This is a genomic window from Parafrankia sp. FMc2, assembly GCF_041008525.1.
Taxonomy (GTDB): Bacteria; Actinomycetota; Actinomycetes; order Frankiales; family Frankiaceae; genus Parafrankia.
On record NZ_JBFLUG010000141.1, the window covers coordinates 1 to 17,746 of the forward strand.

16 protein-coding genes and 1 pseudogene are annotated in these 17,746 nt (G+C 74.4%); 10 read left to right on the plus strand and 7 right to left on the minus strand.

Features of this window, described 5'->3' with window-relative positions; genetic code table 11:
* Positions 1–140: 140 nt before the first annotated feature.
* Entirely contained in the window at positions 141–1,031 is an 891-nt protein-coding gene (locus AB1460_RS30015) for an FAD binding domain-containing protein (RefSeq protein WP_368965453.1), read from the minus strand.
* Positions 1,032–1,251: 220 nt separating this feature from the next.
* Here AB1460_RS30015 and AB1460_RS30020 point away from each other — a divergent pair, with 220 nt between their 5' ends.
* Both AB1460_RS30020 and AB1460_RS30025 read left to right on the plus strand, forming a co-directional pair.
* Entirely contained in the window at positions 1,252–2,436 is a 1,185-nt protein-coding gene (locus AB1460_RS30020) for a Rieske 2Fe-2S domain-containing protein (protein WP_368965466.1), read from the plus strand.
* A gap of 67 nt (positions 2,437–2,503) precedes the next feature.
* Positions 2,504–3,829 (plus strand): ATP-binding protein, encoded by a 1,326-nt coding sequence (locus AB1460_RS30025; protein ID WP_368965454.1) that lies wholly within the window; start codon positions 2,504–2,506, stop codon positions 3,827–3,829.
* Positions 3,830–3,897: 68 nt separating this feature from the next.
* On the opposite strand, the gene AB1460_RS30030 is transcribed toward AB1460_RS30025, so the two are convergent.
* From AB1460_RS30030 to AB1460_RS30040, 3 genes are all read right to left on the minus strand, one after another.
* Positions 3,898–5,823 carry an adenine deaminase C-terminal domain-containing protein gene (locus AB1460_RS30030; RefSeq protein WP_368965455.1) on the minus strand — a complete coding sequence of 642 codons (1,926 nt, stop codon included), beginning with the start codon at positions 5,821–5,823 and terminating at the stop codon, positions 3,898–3,900.
* A gap of 310 nt (positions 5,824–6,133) precedes the next feature.
* Positions 6,134–8,011, minus strand: a complete 1,878-nt coding sequence (locus AB1460_RS30035; protein WP_368965456.1) for an ABC transporter permease — start codon at positions 8,009–8,011, stop codon at positions 6,134–6,136.
* The gene (locus AB1460_RS30040; RefSeq protein ID WP_368965457.1) at positions 8,008–8,892 is read right to left on the minus strand and encodes an ABC transporter ATP-binding protein; all 885 of its coding nucleotides are present in this window, start codon (positions 8,890–8,892) and stop codon (positions 8,008–8,010) included. Before AB1460_RS30040 ends, AB1460_RS30035 begins: the two co-directional genes overlap by 4 nt.
* Before the next feature lie 20 nt (positions 8,893–8,912).
* Here AB1460_RS30040 and AB1460_RS30045 point away from each other — a divergent pair, with 20 nt between their 5' ends.
* The 5 genes from AB1460_RS30045 to sepF all read left to right on the plus strand — a co-directional run bounded on the left by AB1460_RS30045 (position 8,913) and on the right by sepF (position 12,296).
* Positions 8,913–9,185: a hypothetical protein gene (locus AB1460_RS30045; protein ID WP_368965458.1), complete on the plus strand. Its 273-nt coding sequence runs from the start codon at positions 8,913–8,915 to the stop codon at positions 9,183–9,185.
* Positions 9,186–9,400: 215 nt separating this feature from the next.
* Positions 9,401–9,703: an urease subunit gamma gene (locus tag AB1460_RS30050; protein ID WP_026311474.1), complete on the plus strand. Its 303-nt coding sequence runs from the start codon at positions 9,401–9,403 to the stop codon at positions 9,701–9,703.
* Positions 9,700–10,071, plus strand: a complete 372-nt coding sequence (locus AB1460_RS30055) for an urease subunit beta (protein ID WP_368965459.1) — start codon at positions 9,700–9,702, stop codon at positions 10,069–10,071. The genes AB1460_RS30050 and AB1460_RS30055 overlap by 4 nt, the downstream gene beginning before the upstream one ends.
* Positions 10,068–11,795, plus strand: a complete 1,728-nt coding sequence (locus AB1460_RS30060; protein ID WP_368965460.1) for an urease subunit alpha — start codon at positions 10,068–10,070, stop codon at positions 11,793–11,795. Before AB1460_RS30055 ends, AB1460_RS30060 begins: the two co-directional genes overlap by 4 nt.
* A 168-nt stretch (positions 11,796–11,963) precedes the next feature.
* Positions 11,964–12,296 (plus strand): cell division protein SepF, encoded by a 333-nt coding sequence (sepF, locus tag AB1460_RS30065; protein ID WP_368965461.1) that lies wholly within the window; start codon positions 11,964–11,966, stop codon positions 12,294–12,296.
* Here sepF and AB1460_RS30070 read toward each other — a convergent pair.
* Positions 12,277–13,188 (minus strand): phytanoyl-CoA dioxygenase family protein, encoded by a 912-nt coding sequence (locus AB1460_RS30070; protein ID WP_368965462.1) that lies wholly within the window; start codon positions 13,186–13,188, stop codon positions 12,277–12,279. The two genes, sepF and AB1460_RS30070, sit on opposite strands and share 20 nt — an antisense overlap.
* 196 nt (positions 13,189–13,384) lie before the next feature.
* Positions 13,385–13,618 carry a hypothetical protein gene (locus AB1460_RS30075; protein ID WP_368965463.1) on the minus strand — a complete coding sequence of 78 codons (234 nt, stop codon included), beginning with the start codon at positions 13,616–13,618 and terminating at the stop codon, positions 13,385–13,387.
* Positions 13,619–13,775: 157 nt separating this feature from the next.
* Here AB1460_RS30075 and AB1460_RS30080 point away from each other — a divergent pair, with 157 nt between their 5' ends.
* The 3 genes from AB1460_RS30080 (at position 13,776) to AB1460_RS30090 (ending at position 16,427) form a co-directional block, all read left to right on the plus strand.
* Positions 13,776–14,495, plus strand: a complete 720-nt coding sequence (locus tag AB1460_RS30080; protein ID WP_368965464.1) for an urease accessory protein UreF — start codon at positions 13,776–13,778, stop codon at positions 14,493–14,495.
* Positions 14,496–14,601: 106 nt separating this feature from the next.
* Positions 14,602–15,387, plus strand: a complete 786-nt coding sequence (ureG, locus tag AB1460_RS30085; protein WP_420497414.1) for an urease accessory protein UreG — start codon at positions 14,602–14,604, stop codon at positions 15,385–15,387.
* A gap of 146 nt (positions 15,388–15,533) precedes the next feature.
* Positions 15,534–16,427 carry an urease accessory protein UreD gene (locus AB1460_RS30090; RefSeq protein WP_368965465.1) on the plus strand — a complete coding sequence of 298 codons (894 nt, stop codon included), beginning with the start codon at positions 15,534–15,536 and terminating at the stop codon, positions 16,425–16,427.
* A 78-nt stretch (positions 16,428–16,505) separates the two neighbouring features.
* Here AB1460_RS30090 and AB1460_RS30095 read toward each other — a convergent pair.
* Positions 16,506–17,723 (minus strand): annotated as a pseudogene (locus AB1460_RS30095) (glycosyltransferase); the annotation flags it as partial.
* Positions 17,724–17,746: the final 23 nt, after the last annotated feature.

Consider the following 17,746-nt stretch of genomic DNA (forward strand, 5'->3'; position numbering starts at 1 on the left):
CTGGCTCGAGATCCTCTGGCACTGCCTCACCAAAGGCGTGCTCTACGACGAGGCCACGCACGTCGCCAACCGCAACCGAGCCCTCGGACGCGCCGCCTGAAACCGTGGTTGACAGAGGGTGTCTCACTGGTGCACCTTCCTCACGCCGGGTCCCCGCTGCGGACGCCCGCCAGACAGCGGGCGAAGGCACGCGCCGCGAGCACGCCGGCGGCGTGGACACGGTAGTCCGCCGGATGCCGCGGGTCCTCCGGCAGCGGCGGCGCGGCGCGCAGGCCGCCTGCGGCCAGCTCGCCGAACCGCCGGGCGAGCGCGACCGGCGCCGTCCCGGTCGACCAGTCCACCTCGTCGCCGGCCAGCCGCTCGGCCGCCGCGACCCGCCACGGGCCGGTGGCCACGCCGCTGACGGCGCAGCAGACCCGCTCGCGCACCCGGTCGACCAGGAGCGCACAGGACACCAGAGCGGGGAACGCCGCCTGCCGGCCGCCGATCTTCAGATAGGTCTGCGGACCGCTCGGCCGGGCCACCCGCACCGCGGTGACCAGCTCCCCGGGCTCCGGCCCGTCCCGCAGGAAGCCGTCGACGTCCGTCGTGCGGGCGCCGCGTGCCGAGGCGAGCAGGATCTCCGCCTCGGCGGCGGCGAGGAACGTCAACAGATCACCGCGCGGGTTGGCGGAGCCGAGCGCGCCACCGACGGTTCCGCAGTTGCGGATCTGCACCGAACCGACGACCCGGGAGGCGGCCGCCAGGCCCGGCGCGAGCGACCAGCCCGCCAGGTCGGCGTAGGTGACACCGGCACCGACGGTGAGGGCGTCCGCGCTGGCGCCGCGCACCCGCAGCTCGAGCACCCGGCGCAGCGCGACGATCGCCGCCGGCCCGCGGCCCCCGGCGCGCAGCGCGGGGACGAGGTCCGTGCCGCCGGCCAGCAACCGCACGTCCCGGCCGGCCTCCACCTCGGCGGTGAGAGAGGCCACAGCCTCGCCGACCGTCCCGGGCCGGTGCAGAACGGTCGACGGACCACCGGGCGTCGTCATGGAGCCGACGATAGTGGCGCGACGTTACGGCGGTGTTCAACCCGCAGCCGGCCGAGAACCGCGCGGCCGCGGCCGAAAGAAAGCGAGCTGAGCCGCGCCGGGCGGACGGCCCGCATCACCACCGGCACATCACCATGGACAATGGCCCGGCGTTACATGATGGATGCCTTTCGGAAACACAGAATCGTTTCGGTGATGAAAGGGCAGGAAGGGGAACGTGTTGACCGGTCGCCTGACGAACGTCGATCCGGCACTGCGGCACGGCTGGCACCCGGTCGCGCGTTCGTCCGGGATCACCGACGCGCCGGTGGGTGTTCGCCTGCTCGGCGAGCACTGGGTGCTGGCCCGTCTCGACGGGCGCCTCACCGCGTTCGCGGACCGGTGCCCGCACCGCCTCGCCCCGCTGTCGGCGGGCCGGGTGGACGGCGGCGAGCTCGTCTGCGGCTACCACGGCTGGCGGTTCGCGGCCTCTGGGGAGTGCACCGCGGTGCCCGCGCTCGGGCCGGGGGTGCCCACTCCGCGGCGGGCCCGGGCCGTCACTCCCTGGGGGGTCGCCGAGCGCCACGGCCTGGTGTGGCTGGCGCCGGAGGAGCCGTGCTCCGACATCGTCGAGCTGCCCGAGGCGGACGAGCCCGGCTTCGACAGCGCCTGGCTCCCCACCACACGCACGACGGCCTGCGCCGGGCTGCTCGCCGACAACTTCCTCGACGCCGCGCACCTGCCGTTCGTCCACGCCGCCACCATCGGCGCCGGGGAGGGCGCCGTCATCGGGCCGTACCGCGTGCAGGCGGACGGCGCCGGTTTCGCCGTCCGCCTGGAGCAGGAGGTCGCGAACCCGGAGGACCCCGGCGTGGCGGCGGGGCTGCGCCCGCTCGTCCAGCGCCGGGTCTCGACGTACGTCTACCGGCCGCCGTTCATGCTGCGGCTGCGGCTCGACTACCCCGCCGCTGGCATGACCAACACGATCCTCTTCTGCCTGCAGCCGGAGGACGTCGACGCGACGGCCGTGTACACCCGGATCATGCGGGACGACCTCGGCGGTGATCCCACCCGGCTGGCCGAGGCCGCACGCTTCGAGCAGGCGGTACTCGACGAGGACCTCGCGCTGCAGGAACAGTTCACCCTCGACGGCCTGCCGCTGCACACCGCCGGCGGGCTCGACGACGGGCTCGCCCCCGGGCTCGATGGCGGGCTCGATCGCAGCCCCACTCCCGACGGCGGCCCGTCTCCCGGCGGCGGGGCGGCGCCCGAGGAGGTGAGCATCCGCGCGGACGCCGCGGGCGTGGCGCTGCGGCGGGTGCTCGCCGCCCTGGTCATGCGCTCCGCCGCGGCCCGTCTCACGCCCGCAGCGGATATCCGACACCGAACCCGCCCCGTCCGCGCGGACCCGGGATCTACCATGTGATCCGGGTGGTCTGGCCATGCAACCGGGTGACCCGACCAGGGGCGGGCGGTCCGGAAGGTGGTGCCTGGTGCGCGACAGCGCCGAGCTGGCGGCAGAGGCCGACAACACGCTTCCGCGGAGGGATCTCCCCCTCGGGGCACCCGTTCCGCCTCATGCCTGCGCGTTCGCCGGTTCACCGGCAGTGACGGGGCCAGGAGGCCCGGCGGCGGAGCCGCCGCACAGCGCCGACCTGATGGCGCGCCGGACGTCCGCCGACCTCCAGGATCTCGACCCGCGCGAGTTCGACCGGCTCCGCCGGCTCGTCGGGGCCACCGGCGGCCGCGGCGACAGCACGCTCGCGGCCATGTCGGACGAGGAGATCGCCCGCTCGCTGGGCGTGGTCGTGACCGAGGCCGGGCACACGCGCATCCTCGCCGGTGCGGTGCTGCTGTTCGGGCGTCCGGAGGCCCTGCGCCGGCATGTCCCGAACCACGAGGCCGCGATCCAGGTCATCGGTCCGGAGACGGGCGATCCCGGCACGGAGATGAACGACTTCTTCCACTGGCCGCTGCTCCGGCTCGCCGAGGAGCTGCTGGCCCGGTTCCGTGCGCGCAACCCGGAGCGGGAGATCCGCTACGAGCTGGTCCGCACGGGCGTGCCCGCCTACTCCGAGCAGGCCTTCCGCGAGCTGCTCGCGAACGCCCTCGTCCACCGCGACTACGGGGTCACCGGGGCCGTCCACGTGCAGTGGACCAGCGAGGGCATCGAGATCTCCAGCCCGGGCGGCTTCGCGGGCTCGGGCTCCCCCGGCGATCCGCCGGCGAGCCGCACGGCCGCGCCGGGGCTGCTCTCGCCGCCACCCGTGCCGCGCAGCCCGCTGCTGGCGGACGCGTTCCGCCGCGCCGGGATCACCGACCGGTCCGGGCGGGGAATCCGCCGGGCGCACGCCGCCCAGCTCCGCTCCGGGCTGGCAGCGCCGGACCTGCGACGTTCGACGGCGGACGGTGTGGTCGCCGTGTTGCCCACCCAGCCCGCGGATCTCACCTTCGCGCTGTTCGCCCTCGGCCGGGCGGCCGCGGGGAGCCCGCTGGAGCTGCCCGACCTGATCGTGCTGAGCACCGCGCTGCGCGACCGCGCGCTGCGGACCGCGGAGGTCGCCACCCTGTTCGGCTGCGACAAGGACCGGGCCCGCCAGCACCTGTCCGGCATGCTCGCCCGCGGCCTGATGGAGATCGGCGGCGACCGCGGCACCCGGGTCTGGCTCCCCTCGGCCCAGGTGCGGCGCGCGCTGCGCGAGGCCACCGCCCAGCTGCGGGCCAGACCCGCGCCGCCGGTCCCACGCCCCGGCCGAGGCCCGGCGGATCGGGAGCCGCAGGCACCCGACCCGGAGCCCCGCGCCGCCTCACCGGGCTGACCCTGCCACGAGCGGCCGCGAGGCCTGGCTGCGGCCATCCTCGACCTGCCCGGCCCCGGGCGCGGCCCTCAGGGGCGGACGTACAGCTCCCGACCAAGCTGGGAGATCGTGCGCATCGGGGCGGCGAGGCGGCAGCCGAGCTCGCGTGCCGCGTTCTCGACCGCGGCCAGCTGGCCGAGCACCGCTTCCCAGGGCGCGTCGCTCATCAGGCCCGCCACGGGCAGCGGGCAGGCCGCCAGCACCCAGCCGCGTTCGACGACCACGAAACCGCCGCCCATGCCCTCCAGCGCGCGGGCGGCGGTGAGCATGTCCGCGTCGCCGGCGCCGACGATCACCATGTCGCCGGCGGCGGACACGGCGGTCGCCCCGATCGCGCCCCGGACAAGCCCGATCCCGCGGATCATGCCGACCCGCACCCGGTCGGCGCGCCCGCTGCGGTCGAGCACCGCGGTCTTGAGCAGGTCACGGGACGGATCCGTGACCACGATGCCGTCGCGCAGGGTCGGTTCGACCCGGGTGCGGGTGATCAGCGGCCGTTCGCCGGCGGCCTCCACGGCGGTGACGTCGACGATGCCGAGCTGGGTGTCCCGCCGGCCGCCCCAGTGCATGCACGGTGACGTGAAGGACCCGGTGTAGAGCCCCGCCGGCAGCCGCACGGACGCCTGCGACCACCGCGGTGTCTCGTCGAGGTTGTCGAACAGGGCCCGGCCGCGCTCGGCGGCGATCCGACCGCCGGCGATGACCACATCCGGCGGGACGCTCGCGGTCAGGTCCCGCACGATCTGCAGGTCGGCGAGGCGGGCGGGGGCGACCAGGCCGAGCACCTGGTCCAGCCCGAAGGCGCGCGCCGGGGCCAGGGTGGCGGCCCGGACGGCGTCCGCCACGTTGCCGCCGGCCCGGATCGCCTCCCGGACCTGGTCGTCGAGATGGGTGAAGACGATCCCGCCGTCCTGCGGGGACGCCCCGGCATCCGGGTGGGCATCGGGGAGATGCTGCCCCGGGAGCAGAGCGGCGGGCAGAGTCGGTGGGCCGGGTACTTCCGGCGACGGGCCGGAGAGGTCGGAGGGGCCGGACTGCCGTGGCACGGCCTGCGACACCGTCAGTCCTTCGATGCCGATCTCCGGAGCCGTCCCGGCCAGCGGAACGTCCAGCGGGAGGCCCGGGGGGAGGTCGAAAGGCACGCCGGGCTCGCGGGGCAGCACCCGGACGGGAGTCTCGGTGCGCAGGACCAGCGTCCGGCCCTGCGGGCCGTAGATCTGCTCGATCTGGGCCGGGTCGGTCAGCACCGTCACCGTCCCGCGGGGGACGACCAGCCGGGCCAGCTCGCCCGGCGTGAGGAGGGTTCGCTCCACCGAGGTGCGGGCGTCCACATAGGCCGGCAGGACGAACCGGCCGGCCGCGTCGAGGCTCCGGCGGGCGCCGACCAGCCCCGGCCGGGTCACCGCGGCGATGTACCGGCCGGCGATGAGCACGTCGCGCCGCAGCAGCTCACCGGTCTGGACGACGAGCACGACGCCGCCACGGATGGCGAAGTCCGCGTCCGCCTGCCCCATCGCGATGCTCCGCAGGCGATCGATCTCCGCCGGGGTGGGAGCGAGCATGTCGGCGCCCGGCGCCGCCGCCGGTCCCGGGCGGTGTGGGCGGCCCGCGCCGGTGCCTCCGGAACGCCCCTCCCTGGGCACGGCACGGCGGCGGGCAGGGCCCCGGGGCGCCGCGGGGGCCGCAAGCGGTGGCAGCCCGCGCAGCGGCCCGGACGGCGACCGCCCACGCCCCACCGTGGGGGCCGCCACCGGCACCGTGGCGGGTGCGGGCACGGCCACCGACGTGGGGGCGGTGACCGGCGTGGGGGCGGTGACCGGCGTGGAGGCGGTCAGCGGTGCGGAAGACCCGGGCGCCAGGCCACCGGAGACAACGCTCGCGGGTGCCGCGCCGACGGGCGCCGCGCTGGAGTAGAAGGCGTCGACCGTGGGGTCGACGTCCCGCTCAGCGGTCATGACGTCCTCCGGAACTCACCGGTGTCGACCCCGCCGGCCACCCGGTCACACATTCACGCGCTGAGCCTTCGTTGTGACGGGTCGACCCTGACCACGCCGTGACGCCACCGCCCAGGCACGTTCTGACGCACTGCTGTATTTCCGCATTCTCGTACGAGAACCGGACTTCGCGTAGGCAGGTGTCCAAAAGCAAGCAGTGCCACGTCCGCCACATCACAGCAGGTGACCGAAAAGGCCGGCGTCCGGTCGCCTCAGGTGACTGCCGTTGGAATGCGGCTCGCGGGTACACCGTCCTCCTTCGCGGTTCGGTTCAGCCGCGCCGGGACGGCGCCGGGCCAGAGCGGGCAAGGACGATCGCCTCCACCAACCCGATCACCGCATAGATCGCCACGCTCGCCACGGTGATCACGACCGCTGAGGCCCACACCGCGCCGTGGTCGAAGGTCTGCTGCGCACGTCGCATGAGGTGACCGAGGCCCGCGCCGGTTGCCAGCCACTCGGCGAGCAGCGCCCCGACCACCGCGCCCGGCACCGCGGTCCGGGCGGAGACGAACAGGGCTGGCAGCGCGCTGGGCAGCGCGACCCTGCGCAGCACCGTGAACGGCCCCCCGCCGTGGGCGATCACCAGATCGGCGGCCGCGGACGGTGCCGACCGCAGCCCGACGACCAGGTTCACCAGGGACGGGAAGAACACGACGATGCCCGCGATCACGGAGACAGCCAGCGGGCCGCGCCCGAAGACGAGGATGAGCAGCGGGGTGATCGCGACCAGTGGCACCGGCCGCAGCATCATCGCCACCGGCATCAGGGCCTGTTCCACCGGGCGGCTCAGCACGAAGGCGACGGCGACACCGAGCGCGGCGACCGTTCCGGCGGTGTAGCCGAGGGCCGCGTCGCCGAGGGTGCGCCACAGGCCGGCGAGGATCAGATCCCGGTTCTCGGCGGCGTCCGGCTCGGAGAACAGGTACTGCCAGACTGCCTGTGGATCCTTCGCGACCAGCCTGTTCGGCTCGAAGGCCTCGATGAGGGCGTACCAGAGGCCGACGATCACCGCGGTGGAGGCGACCACCGACAGCAGCACCCGCCCGATCCGGGTGGCGACCGCCCCGGCCGGCGGATGGCCGCGGTCGACGCGGGCGCCGGCGTGGCTCATCGGACGCCGTCCAGGTTGCCGCTGGGGTGCCGAGGGCACGAGCAGCCGCGCGAGGAACCCGATCACGGCGTAACCGAGGCCTGCGGCAGCTGATGCGACGAGGGCGAGCGCCCAGGTACGGGGAACCTCCAGGGCCTGCTCGGCCTGCACCATGGCGATGCCGAGCCCTCGGTTGGCGCCGAGCCCCAGGTCGGCACCGGGCCCCAGGTCGGCACCGGGCCCCCGGTCAGCACCGAGGAACTCCCCGACGATCGCGCCGAGGATGGCGGCCGGGGCGGCGATCTGCAGCGCGGCGAATGTGCTCGGCAACGCGGCACGCAGCCGGACGAACCGCATCCGGGCGAGGACGCCGCCGCCGCTGGCCCGGACGACGTCCAGCGTCGCCTGGTCAGGTGCTCGCAGGCCGAGCAGGGTCCCGACAAGGGTGGTGGAGAACACCGAGATCCCGGCCAGGGCCTTCTGCGGGGTGCTGCCGTCGAGGACGGTGGTCAGGATCAGGCCGACCGCGAGGATCGGCAGACAGGACGAGGCGACCCCGATCCGCAGGAGTGCCCGCTCGACGACGGGGACGCCGAAGCACACGACTGCGAGGCCGATCGCCAGGCCGTTACCGATGAGCCAGCCCTGTGCGGCGGTCGACACCGTCGCCCGCGCCGAGTGCCACAGCAGCTCGTGGTCGTCCCAGAGCGCCCGGGCCACCTCCCACGGGGTGGGAACGACACCGCCGCGTTCGAGCAGGGTGACCGCGAGCAGCCACCAGACGGCGACCAGCCCGACGACCCCCGTCACCCCACCGGTCCAGGTCGGCCGCGCCCGTCTCGCCCGGACCGGCCGGCGGGCGGCCGCGGACGCACGGAACGCACGGGGCGCGGTGGCCGTGGCAGCGGCGGAACCGGACACAGCGGCGGTGGAGGCCGCGACGGTCGAGGCCGCGACGGCGACGGCGACGGTGGGCAGCGGCTCGGTGGCCGCGCCCGGCACCGACACCGACACCCAGGAGGCGGGTGAGGTGGGCGTGGCACTCGGGTCGGTCATCCCGGCGCCCTCCGCCCGGCGGGGGCCGGTTCGACGGGCCCCGTGCCCGCGAACAGCACGGTGGAGAGCAGGTCGTGCAGCTCGTGGAACCGCGCGGTGCGCAGCATCTCCGGCGTGCGCGGCCGGGGCAGGTCGATGGGGACGCGGGCGGTGATCCGTCCCGGCCGGGCGCTCATCACCGCCACCGTGTCGGAGAAGATCACCGCCTCGGGGATCGAGTGGGTCACCAGGACGGTGGTGGTCGCCCGCTCGCGCCAGATCCGCAGCAGCTCGAAGTTCAGCCGCTGGCGGGTCATGTCGTCCAGCGCGCCGAACGGTTCGTCCAGCAGCAGCATCTTCGGTTCGACGACGAGGGCGCGGGCGATCGCCACCCGCTGCCGCAGCCCGCCGGAGAGCTGCGCGGGCCGGGCACGCTCGAACCCGGTCAGTCCGACAAGCGCGATCAGATCACTGATCGCTCTGCGCTCAACCGTCATGCCGCCGACCTCCAGCGGCAGCCGGATGTTCGCCTCGACCGACCGCCACGGCAGCAGGGCCGCGTCCTGGAACGCGAGGCCCAGGTGATGCGCGCGCCGGGCGACCGAGGGCGCTTCGCCGTGCACGAGCACGCGACCGGACGTCGGCGCCTCCAGGTCCGCCAGGATGCGCAGCAGGGTGGACTTGCCGCAGCCCGCCGGCCCGATCAGGCCGAGGAACGAGCCCTCGGGTGTCGACAGGGTGACGTCGTCGAGGGCGACGACCCGTCCGCGGCGCAGGCGGAACTCCTTGCGGAGCCCGGCCACGCTCACTCCCGACCCGTCGGGCGTCTGCGCGGAGGCGGGGGCAGGGGCAGCGACGGCGCCGAGATCGCGGCCCGCTACCGGCGTGGCCGATGTCGTCATAGGAGATCCGGCCTCGCCTCGTGGGCCTCGTTGATGAGGGACAGGTCGAACAGCTCCTCGGCCGTGATGTGGACGCCGGCGATCCCGAGCGTCCTGATGTTCTCCTCTATCAGCTCGCCGATGATCGTGAACAGGCCGTTCGCCCGAGTGTGCGCGGTCAGGACCAGCTCGTTCCGGCCCTTGTTTTCCAGAACCTGCTCCGCCTCAGCCAGAGCGAGATCTTTCCGAACAGCTCCACGGACGCTAGAAAGCAGTGGTGTCGCCCCCGTCGCCGCCAGGTGAATTACCAGTAACCAGGTCCGCCGACGGCCGCGGCACGGAGGGTCTCGGCGCGGAGGGTCTCGGCACGGGGGAAGGGGAGTCGCCGGCGGCGGTATTCCGGACGAGAAAGGCACCGACGGGCCACCCACCCACGGGCCATCGCCGGCAGCACGCGGCCGGGCGGGCCGCCGGTGCGTCACGTGGCTGGCGGTGGGCCTGACGGAGAGTGGGTGTAGGCTCCGCGCTCGTGCTGCTCAGCCCGCATGAACAGGAACGCCTGCTCATCCACGTGGCCGCCGGCCTGGCCCGGGAGCGCCGAGCACGGGGCCTGCGCCTCAACTATCCCGAAGCCACGGCCCTGATCACCTCCTACCTGCTGGAAGGTGCGCGGGACGGCCGAACCGTCGCCGATCTCATGGCCGCCGGGCGCACGGTTCTGAGCCGCGAGGACGTGATGGACGGCGTCCCGGAGATGCTGGCCGAGGTGCAGGTCGAGGCGACCTTCCCGGACGGCACGAAACTGGTCACCGTCCACGAGCCGATTCCGTGATTCCCGGCGAGGTGGTCACCGCCGCCGGGGCGGTCGCGCTGAACCCGGGGCGGCCGGTCCGCACCCTGGTGGTGCGCAACACCGGTGACCGGCCCGTCCAGGTCGGGTCGCACTACCACTTCGCGGCGGCGAACCCGGCTCTCGACTTCGACCGGGAGGCCGCCTGGGGGCACCGGCTGGCTGTCCCCGCGGGCACCGCGGTGCGGTTCGAGCCGGGTGCCGAGCGCGAGGTCGAGCTGGTGGCGCTGGCCGGGGCCCGGGTGGTGCCCGGCCTGCGCCCGGAGTGGGCCGGCCCGCTCGACCGGCCGGGCGCAGACAGCGGTGGCACGAGGGCAGACAGCGGCGACACGAGGACGGAGCGCCCGTGAGCGAGCTGACCCGCTCCCGTTACGCCACGTTGTACGGCCCGACCGTCGGCGACCGGGTGCGCCTGGCCGACACCGACCTGTTCATCGAGGTGACCGAGGATCTCAGCCGCGGCCCCGGCCACGCGGGGACCGGCGACGAGGCGGTGTTCGGCGGCGGCAAGGTCATTCGCGAGTCGATGGGCCAGGCCCGCGCCACCCGGGCCCAGGGCGCACCCGACGTGGTGATCACCGGGGCGATCATCCTGGACCACTGGGGTGTGGTGAAGGCGGATGTCGGCATCCGCGACGGCCGCATCGCCGCCCTCGGCAAGGCCGGCAACCCCGACATCATGGACGGCGTCCACCCGGATCTGGTGATCGGGCCCAGTACCGAGATCATCGCCGGTAACGGGAAGATCCTCACTGCCGGCGCGATCGACACCCACGTGCACTTCATCTGCCCGCAGCAGGTCCCCGAGGCACTCGGCGCCGGCATCACCACCCTCATCGGCGGCGGCACCGGGCCGGCGGAGGGCACGAAGGCGACCACGGTGACCGCGTCGCCGTGGAATCTGGCCCGGATGATGTCGTCGATGGACGGCTGGCCGGTCAACGTGGCCCTGCTCGGCAAGGGCAACACGGTCAGCGACGAGGCGATGTGGGAGCAGCTGCGGGCCGGCGCCGCCGGCTTCAAGCTGCACGAGGACTGGGGCACCACCCCGGCGGCCATCGACGCCTGCCTGCGCGTCGCGGACGCGGCCGGCGTCCAGGTCGCGCTGCACTCGGACACCCTCAACGAGGCCGGGTTCGTCGAGGACACGCTCGCCGCCATCGCCGGCCGGGCCATCCACGCCTACCACACAGAGGGGGCCGGCGGCGGGCACGCGCCGGACATCATCACGGTCGCCTCGCGCCCCAACATCCTGCCCTCGTCGACGAACCCGACCCGCCCGCACACGGTGAACACCCTCGACGAGCATCTCGACATGCTGATGGTCTGCCACCACCTGAACCCGGCGGTGCCCGAGGACCTCGCGTTCGCCGAGAGCCGGATCCGCCCGTCCACGATCGCCGCGGAGGACGTCCTGCACGACCTGGGCGCGATCTCGATGATCGGCTCGGACTCGCAGGCGATGGGGCGGATCGGCGAGGTCGTCACCCGCACCTGGCAGACGGCGCACGTGATGAAGCGCCGCCGCGGCCCGCTGCCCGGTGACGGCGCCGCCGACAACAACCGGGCCCGGCGCTACGTCGCGAAGTACACGATCTGCCCGGCGGTGGCGCACGGCCTGGACGCCGAGATCGGCTCGGTCGAGCCGGGCAAGCTCGCCGACCTGGTGCTCTACGACCCGGCGTTCTTCGGGGTGCGGCCGTCACTGGTCATCAAGGGCGGGTTCATCACCTGGGCGGCGATGGGCGACGCGAACGCGTCGATCCCGACCCCGCAGCCGGTGCTGCCCCGCCCGATGTTCGGCGCGGCGCCGGGGCCGGCCGCGGCCGGTTCGCTGATGTTCGTCGCTCCGGCGGCGCTGGAGGACGGCCTCGACGCCCGGCTCGGCCTGGCCAAGCCGATGGTCGCCACCGCCGACGTGCGGCGGCGCGGCAAGGCCGACCTGCCCGAGAACACGGCGACGCCGCGGATCGAGGTCGAGCCGGACACGTTCACCGTCCGCGTCGACGGCGAGGTGATCGAGCCGGAGCCGGCCACCGAGCTCCCGATGGCGCAGCGGTATTTCCTGTTCTGAGCTCCTCGCGGCCGGACGGCTCGTCCCACCGCTGTCGCGCCGGGTGGGACCAGACGCTGCCGGTAGTGGTCCCGCTCCGGCGTGTCGCTGTCCGGACGCCCCTTCTGTCAGAAATCATGGGCGTTCGCCATGGCCCGGCTCACGAGAGGCGCTCCGATGGACCCGACCATGCCCCGAAAAGCCCGGGCCCGGGCCACCGTCCCGGCCGTCGCTCCGACGACCTACGACGAGTTCCGCCAGCCGGTCGACCGGCTCTGCGACGGGATTCCCATGCTGGTCGACCTCGACCACGGCGGCGAGACATTGGAGCGCCGGTTCCTGGACTTCGCGGCCGGCGCTGTCTACGCCCTTTCCGGGCACATCGAGCGGATCGCCCCGCACGCCTATCTGCTGGTGCCCGCCGGGGTGGAGCTGCCCGCGGAGGACATCCACCACCTGCGCGAGCGCTACCTGGCCCGCCGCCAGCTGCCCGCCCCCGGCATCAGCGTGCGGCGTTTTTGATGAACTGCCTGCGGTAGGACGACTCGTCCCCCCCGAAGAACGACCCGCGCACGTGCCGGCGCACCGCGGTGTCATCGGTCGCCCGCGCGGCCGAGTGCCACAGGTAACCGTCGTGCAGCAGGAGGTCCCCACGCTCGGCGTAGAGGACGACCTCACCGGGCACCCGCTCGAACCCCAGGGGCATCTCGAACGGCGGCGCCGCGTCGGTGTACCCGCCGGCGGGACGGGCGTCGTCCGGGACCCGCACCCCGTTGACGTTGCGGTACGGCGCCGGTGTCGCCCACAGGTGGCTGCCGGGGACGAGGCGCAGAAAACCGTTCGCCGGGCTGGTGGGGTCGATGTGGACGGTGAACGCCAGCCCGGGCCAGACGTCCAGGCTGGGCATTCCCTGCCAGTCGGTGTGCCAGCCGATGCGGGTGTAGCCCGATTCGCGGCCTGGCCGGGCGTCCTGGTAGACGATGCCGGTCTTGTCCTCGCCGCTGAGCCAGGCCCGGTCGCCGATGAGGCGGCGCACCACCGCGATCACCGCCGGGTGGCCGGTCGTCTCCGGCACGGCGGGCGCGAGCTCCTCGATGTGCTCGACGTAGTTGACGAAACCGCCGGCCTTCTCCGCGTCGTCGAGGTACCGGGTGTCGAGGTACTGGGTCGAGCCGTAGCGGGCCGGCAGCTCACCTCCGAGGACCCCCGCCTGGGCGGCCGCGCACTCCCGCTCCAGCCGGCCGACCAGGTCCTCCCCGAGCAGGTCACGGAGGACCACGAAGCCGTACCGCCGGTAGAAGGCCTCGATCTCGTCGAGGTCCAGGGCCACGCCGGCGGCGGGGCCGGGGCCGGGGTCGACGCCCGGCCGGAACACCCCCGGTTCGGCGAACGGTGTGACCACGGACAATGCCATCTCTGCCTCCAGCAGTGCCTCGGCGCCCGGTCTCAGCGCGCCCCGCACAGCCTAGAAAAGCAGTGTTACACCGGGCCGCACCGCACGACGCAGCACTCCCCGCTCACGATCCGCGGCGGGGCCCAGCCCGCCGCGGCCGCCGGCCGCGGGCACCTGGCCGCTGATCTTCGGTGATGCCGCTCGTGCTCGGTGATGCTCAGTGCCGCCGGGTACGGGACGAGCTGTCCGAGCCGGACCTCCTCCGCTCGCACTCCCATTCGTTGTCGTCGTCATCCCAGTCGGCCACATAGCCGGCACGGCAGGTCGGCTTCGGGGGGCGGTTGTCCGAACAGGCCGCCAGGCCGGAGGAGAACGCCAGCACCGACACCAGGGCCAGAGCGACCCGCCCACGCCCGCCCACCAGCCTGGGAGACCACCCGGAATCGCGCACGGTAAACCGCCTTCTACTCGGACCGGCAACGCGCGTCGACAGTGCCACAGCCAGATGCCGACCGTTTCCGCCATATCGCTGATGCGACCGGGACCGCACCCCGGCGGGGGCGGGGCCCGTCCTCGGCGGGACCCGGGCGGTGAGAAAGGATGGGTGGATGGATGCGGTAGAAACGCCAGGTCACGTGGAGGCTCGAGCCGCGTTGTTGCTCCTGGCGGACGGCCGACTGCCCGCCGGCGGGCACGCGCACTCCGGTGGGGTGGAGGCGGCGGTCGTCAGTGGTGCCATCACCGGGCTCGACAGTCTGGCCGAGTTCCTGCGCGGCCGGCTGGCGACCGCGGGGCTGCTCGCCGCCGCCTTCGCGGCCGCCGTCTGCCGGGTGGTGCACGCGACCGCCGCGGACGCAGACCAGGCGACCCGGCTGCCGGATGTTCTCGCGGTGTTCGACGCGGAGGTCGACGCCCGCACGCCCTCCCCGGCCCAGCGGGACGCGAGCCGGGCACAGGGCCGGGCGCTGATGCGGGTGGCACGGGTGGCCTGGCCGGTGCCGCCCTCGGTGCCGGCCGCTCCGCACCACTGCGTGGCACTCGGCGTGGTGGCCGCCGCCGCCGGGCTCGAGCCGCGCGACGGCGCTCTCGCGGCCGCGCACGCCTCGGTCAACGGTCCCGCGGCTGCCGCCGTCCGACTGCTCGGTCTCGACCCGCTGGCGGTCACCGGTGTGCTGGCCGAGATCGCGGCCGCGGTGGACCGCACCGCCGCCGCGGCGGACGCTGCGGCGCTCGGTCCTGCCGCCGACCTTCCCGCCGGCAGCGCGCCGCACCTGGACCTGCTCGCCGAACGGCACCGCACGGCCCAGGTCCGCATGTTCACCTCCTGACGGGATCACGGTGCGGCCGTCGACCCACCCGGCAGGCCGGCAGGAGGCGGACATGTCGGTGCCCGGAGTTACGCTCACCGCGGCGGGCGGAGATGAGGAGCGATCAGTGCACATTGATCACGATCAGGTCCACCTGGGCGGCGGCCCGGCGCGCAACGGCGCGCTGGCCGGCGGTGGCGGTGGTGCGGCGGCCTCGGGCGGTGGCGGCGCGGCGGAGGCTCCCCGCTGGCAGAGCCCCCCGGGCCGGCCGGCCGCAGGGGCGCCGACCGGCCGCGCGCTGCGCGTCGGCGTCGGCGGGCCGGTCGGCAGCGGCAAGACCGCCCTGGTCGCCGCGCTGTGCCGCGCCCTGGCCGGGCGGGTCCGGCTCGCCGTCGTGACAAACGACATCTACACGACCGAGGATGCCGACTTCCTGCGCGCCGCCGGAGTCCTCGACCCGGCCCGGATCCGTGCCGTCGAGACGGGATGCTGCCCGCACACCGCGATCCGGGACGACATCACCGCCAACCTCGACGCCGTCGAGGACCTGGAGGCCGAGCTGGGGCGGCTCGACATCATCCTGGTCGAGAGCGGCGGCGACAACCTCACCGCGACCTTCAGCTACGGCCTGATCGACCGGCAGATCTTCGTCATCGACGTGGCGGGCGGCGACAAGGTCCCCCGCAAGGGCGGGCCCGGCGTCGCCAGCAGCGATCTGCTGGTCGTCAACAAGACCGACCTCGCGCCGATGGTCGGCGCCGACCTGGCTGTGATGGCGCGGGACGCCGCGGCCATGCGGGGCGGCCAGGCGGGGCGGCCGGTCCTGTTCACCGACCTGCGTTCCGAGGGCGGCGCGGCGGCGGTGGCCGACTGGGTGCTCGCCCAACTGCCGGCACCGGTCAGTCCGGTCTGACCGGCAGCCGCTCCGCGATGGTTCCGGGCCCTGCCCCGCACGCCCATGACGTCGGCGCCCGGCCATCCGGCAGCTCCGCGCGACCGACCGACACAGCGCCGCCCACAGCGCCACCCGCGGGCCCGGCTCCAGCAGCACGTGCCTCGGTGCGGGCGCGGGCGGGGCTGCGGGTCGCGCTGGACGGTGGCGGCACCGCACGGGTCACCGACCTCCGATCAGCCACCCCGGTCCTGATCAGACGCACCGGCGGGTCCGGGAAGGTCGTGGAGGTCCACCTCGTCGGCGGCGCCGGCGGCCCGCTCGCCGGGGATGATCTGCGCCTCGACATCGCTGTGGGCGCGGGCGCCGTCCTCGTGGTGGGCTCGGTCGCGGCGACCGTGGCGCTGCCCGGGCGGGGCGCCGGGCCGTCCACCTTCACTGTGCGGGCCGAGGTCGGGGCGGGCGGCGAGCTGGCCTTCCTGCCGGAGCCGACGATCGTCGCCCGCGGCGCCCGGCACCGCCTGATCTCACGGATCACGCTCGCAGCGGGTGCACGGCTGCGCTACCGCGAGGAGATCCTGCTGGGCCGCTTCGGCGAGCCCGGCGGCAGCCTGACGACCTCGCTCCACGTCGACGTTGAGGCCTCGGTCGATGCGGAGGTCTCGGTCGACGCGGAGCCCTCAGCCGATGCGGAGCCCTCGGCAGACGCGGACACCTCGGCAGACGCGGACACCTCGGCCGACCCGACCGGAGCCGGCAGCGGGAACACCGGTGCCGGCTCCGGTCGGCGGCGGGCGTTGCTGCGCCAGGAGCTCCGGCTGGGCCCGGAGGTCCCCGGCGTGCACGGACCAGCCGTGCTCGCCGGCGCCCGCGCGGTCGGGTCAGTCCTCCTCGCCGGTCCGCTGACCGGCCTCGATGCGCTCGCCAGCTCGGTAGGGGACGGTGTCGCCCTCATGCCGCTGCGCGGGCCGGGCGTCCTCGTGTCCGCGCTGGCGAACGACGGCCTCACCCTGCGCCGACGACTCGACGCCCTGGCCGGAGCGTTGTCCTTCGACCACTGAACGCCGGCCCTCGGGAGCCGCGTAGGTCCGGCCCTTCCAGGCCGCGCCGCGGCCGGCCCGGTGTCGGCGGGCGGAGTCCATCGTCATGGCCAGGTAGAGCGCGGCGGTGAACGGCAGCGTCAGCGCGACCCCGACCGGCTGGCGGTAGTACCGCAGCATCGGCGTGAAGGTACTGATCATGATCGACCAGGCGAGAAGGCCGGCGGCGGCCACCGCGACGTTGCCGGTGCCGACCCCGGCGACGGTCGCCACCACGGGCGCCACAAAGACCACACCGAGGCCGAGCACGGTGCCGGCCAGGAGCAGCGGCGACCAGAACAACTGCGCGTAGGCGGTCCGCGCGACCATGTCCCACAGGTCCGCCAGGCGTGGGTAGGGCCGGCAGCTGGCGACGTGATCGGCGAGGCCGAGCCAGGTCCGGCCGCCGGGCTTCTTGACGATCCGGGCCAGCGCCACGTCGTCGATCACCGCGGCTCGGATCGCGTCGATCCCCCCGGCCGAGGCCAGCGCCTGCCGGCGCACGAGCGAGCACCCACCAGCGGCGGCCGCCACCCGGGACCGCGGACTGTTCGACCACCGGAAGGGATAGAGCATCGCGAAGAAGTAGACGAAGGCCGGCACGATAAGCCGCTCCCAGCCGGTACTGACCCGCAGCCGGGCCATCTGGGAGACCAGATCCAGCCGGTGCTCGGTGGCGGATGAGACCAGCGCCCGCACCGAGCCCGGCTCGTGCGCGATGTCGGCATCGGTGAGCAGCAGGAAGTCCGCCGGACCCGCCGCGGCGATGCCGTGGCGCAACGCCCAGAGCTTGCCGGTCCAGCCGGCGGGCGGTGCGCTGGAGCCGATGACCGTCAGTGGCACGGCCTGCCCCGGCCGGGCCGACGCGACCTGCGCGGCCAGCCTCCGGGCCAGGTCGCCCGTGCCGTCGGCACTGGAGTCGTCCACCAGGACGACGCTCAGCGAGCCGGGGTAGTCCTGGGCGAGCAGCGAGGGCAGCGTCACCGGCAGAACCTCGGCCTCGTCCCGCGCGGGGACCACCGCGACCACGGACGGCCACTGTGCCGGCAGCCGCGACCCGTCGACGCGGGGCAGCCGCTGGTCCGTCCGCCAGAAGAAACCCCGGAACAGCGCCAGAAAGATCCATGACGCGAGCGAGATCAGCCCGATCACCAGCAGTGGGAGCACGCCAGGGAGGATGCCACAGGCCCACGCCCCCGCGAGCCGCGAAAGACGATCATGACCTGGCTGTCCGGGCTGGTACCAGGCTGCCCCGACCAGCCCGGACAGCCAGGTCATGATCGTCTTTCGCGGCTCGCGGG

Excerpts from the sequence above, each read along its gene's own strand:
- AB1460_RS30070 (WP_368965462.1), bottom strand. The coding sequence starts at position 13,188 with ATGGCATTGTCCGTGGTCACACCGTTCGCCGAACCGGGGGTGTTCCGG.
- AB1460_RS30030 (WP_368965455.1), bottom strand. The coding sequence starts at position 5,823 with ATGACCGCTGAGCGGGACGTCGACCCCACGGTCGACGCCTTCTACTCC.
- AB1460_RS30080 (WP_368965464.1), top strand. The coding sequence starts at position 13,776 with ATGGATGCGGTAGAAACGCCAGGTCACGTGGAGGCTCGAGCCGCGTTG.
- AB1460_RS30035 (WP_368965456.1), bottom strand. The coding sequence starts at position 8,011 with ATGACCGACCCGAGTGCCACGCCCACCTCACCCGCCTCCTGGGTGTCG.
- AB1460_RS30040 (WP_368965457.1), bottom strand. The coding sequence starts at position 8,892 with ATGACGACATCGGCCACGCCGGTAGCGGGCCGCGATCTCGGCGCCGTC.
- sepF (WP_368965461.1), top strand. The coding sequence starts at position 11,964 with ATGCCCCGAAAAGCCCGGGCCCGGGCCACCGTCCCGGCCGTCGCTCCG.
- AB1460_RS30015 (WP_368965453.1), bottom strand. The coding sequence starts at position 1,031 with ATGACGACGCCCGGTGGTCCGTCGACCGTTCTGCACCGGCCCGGGACG.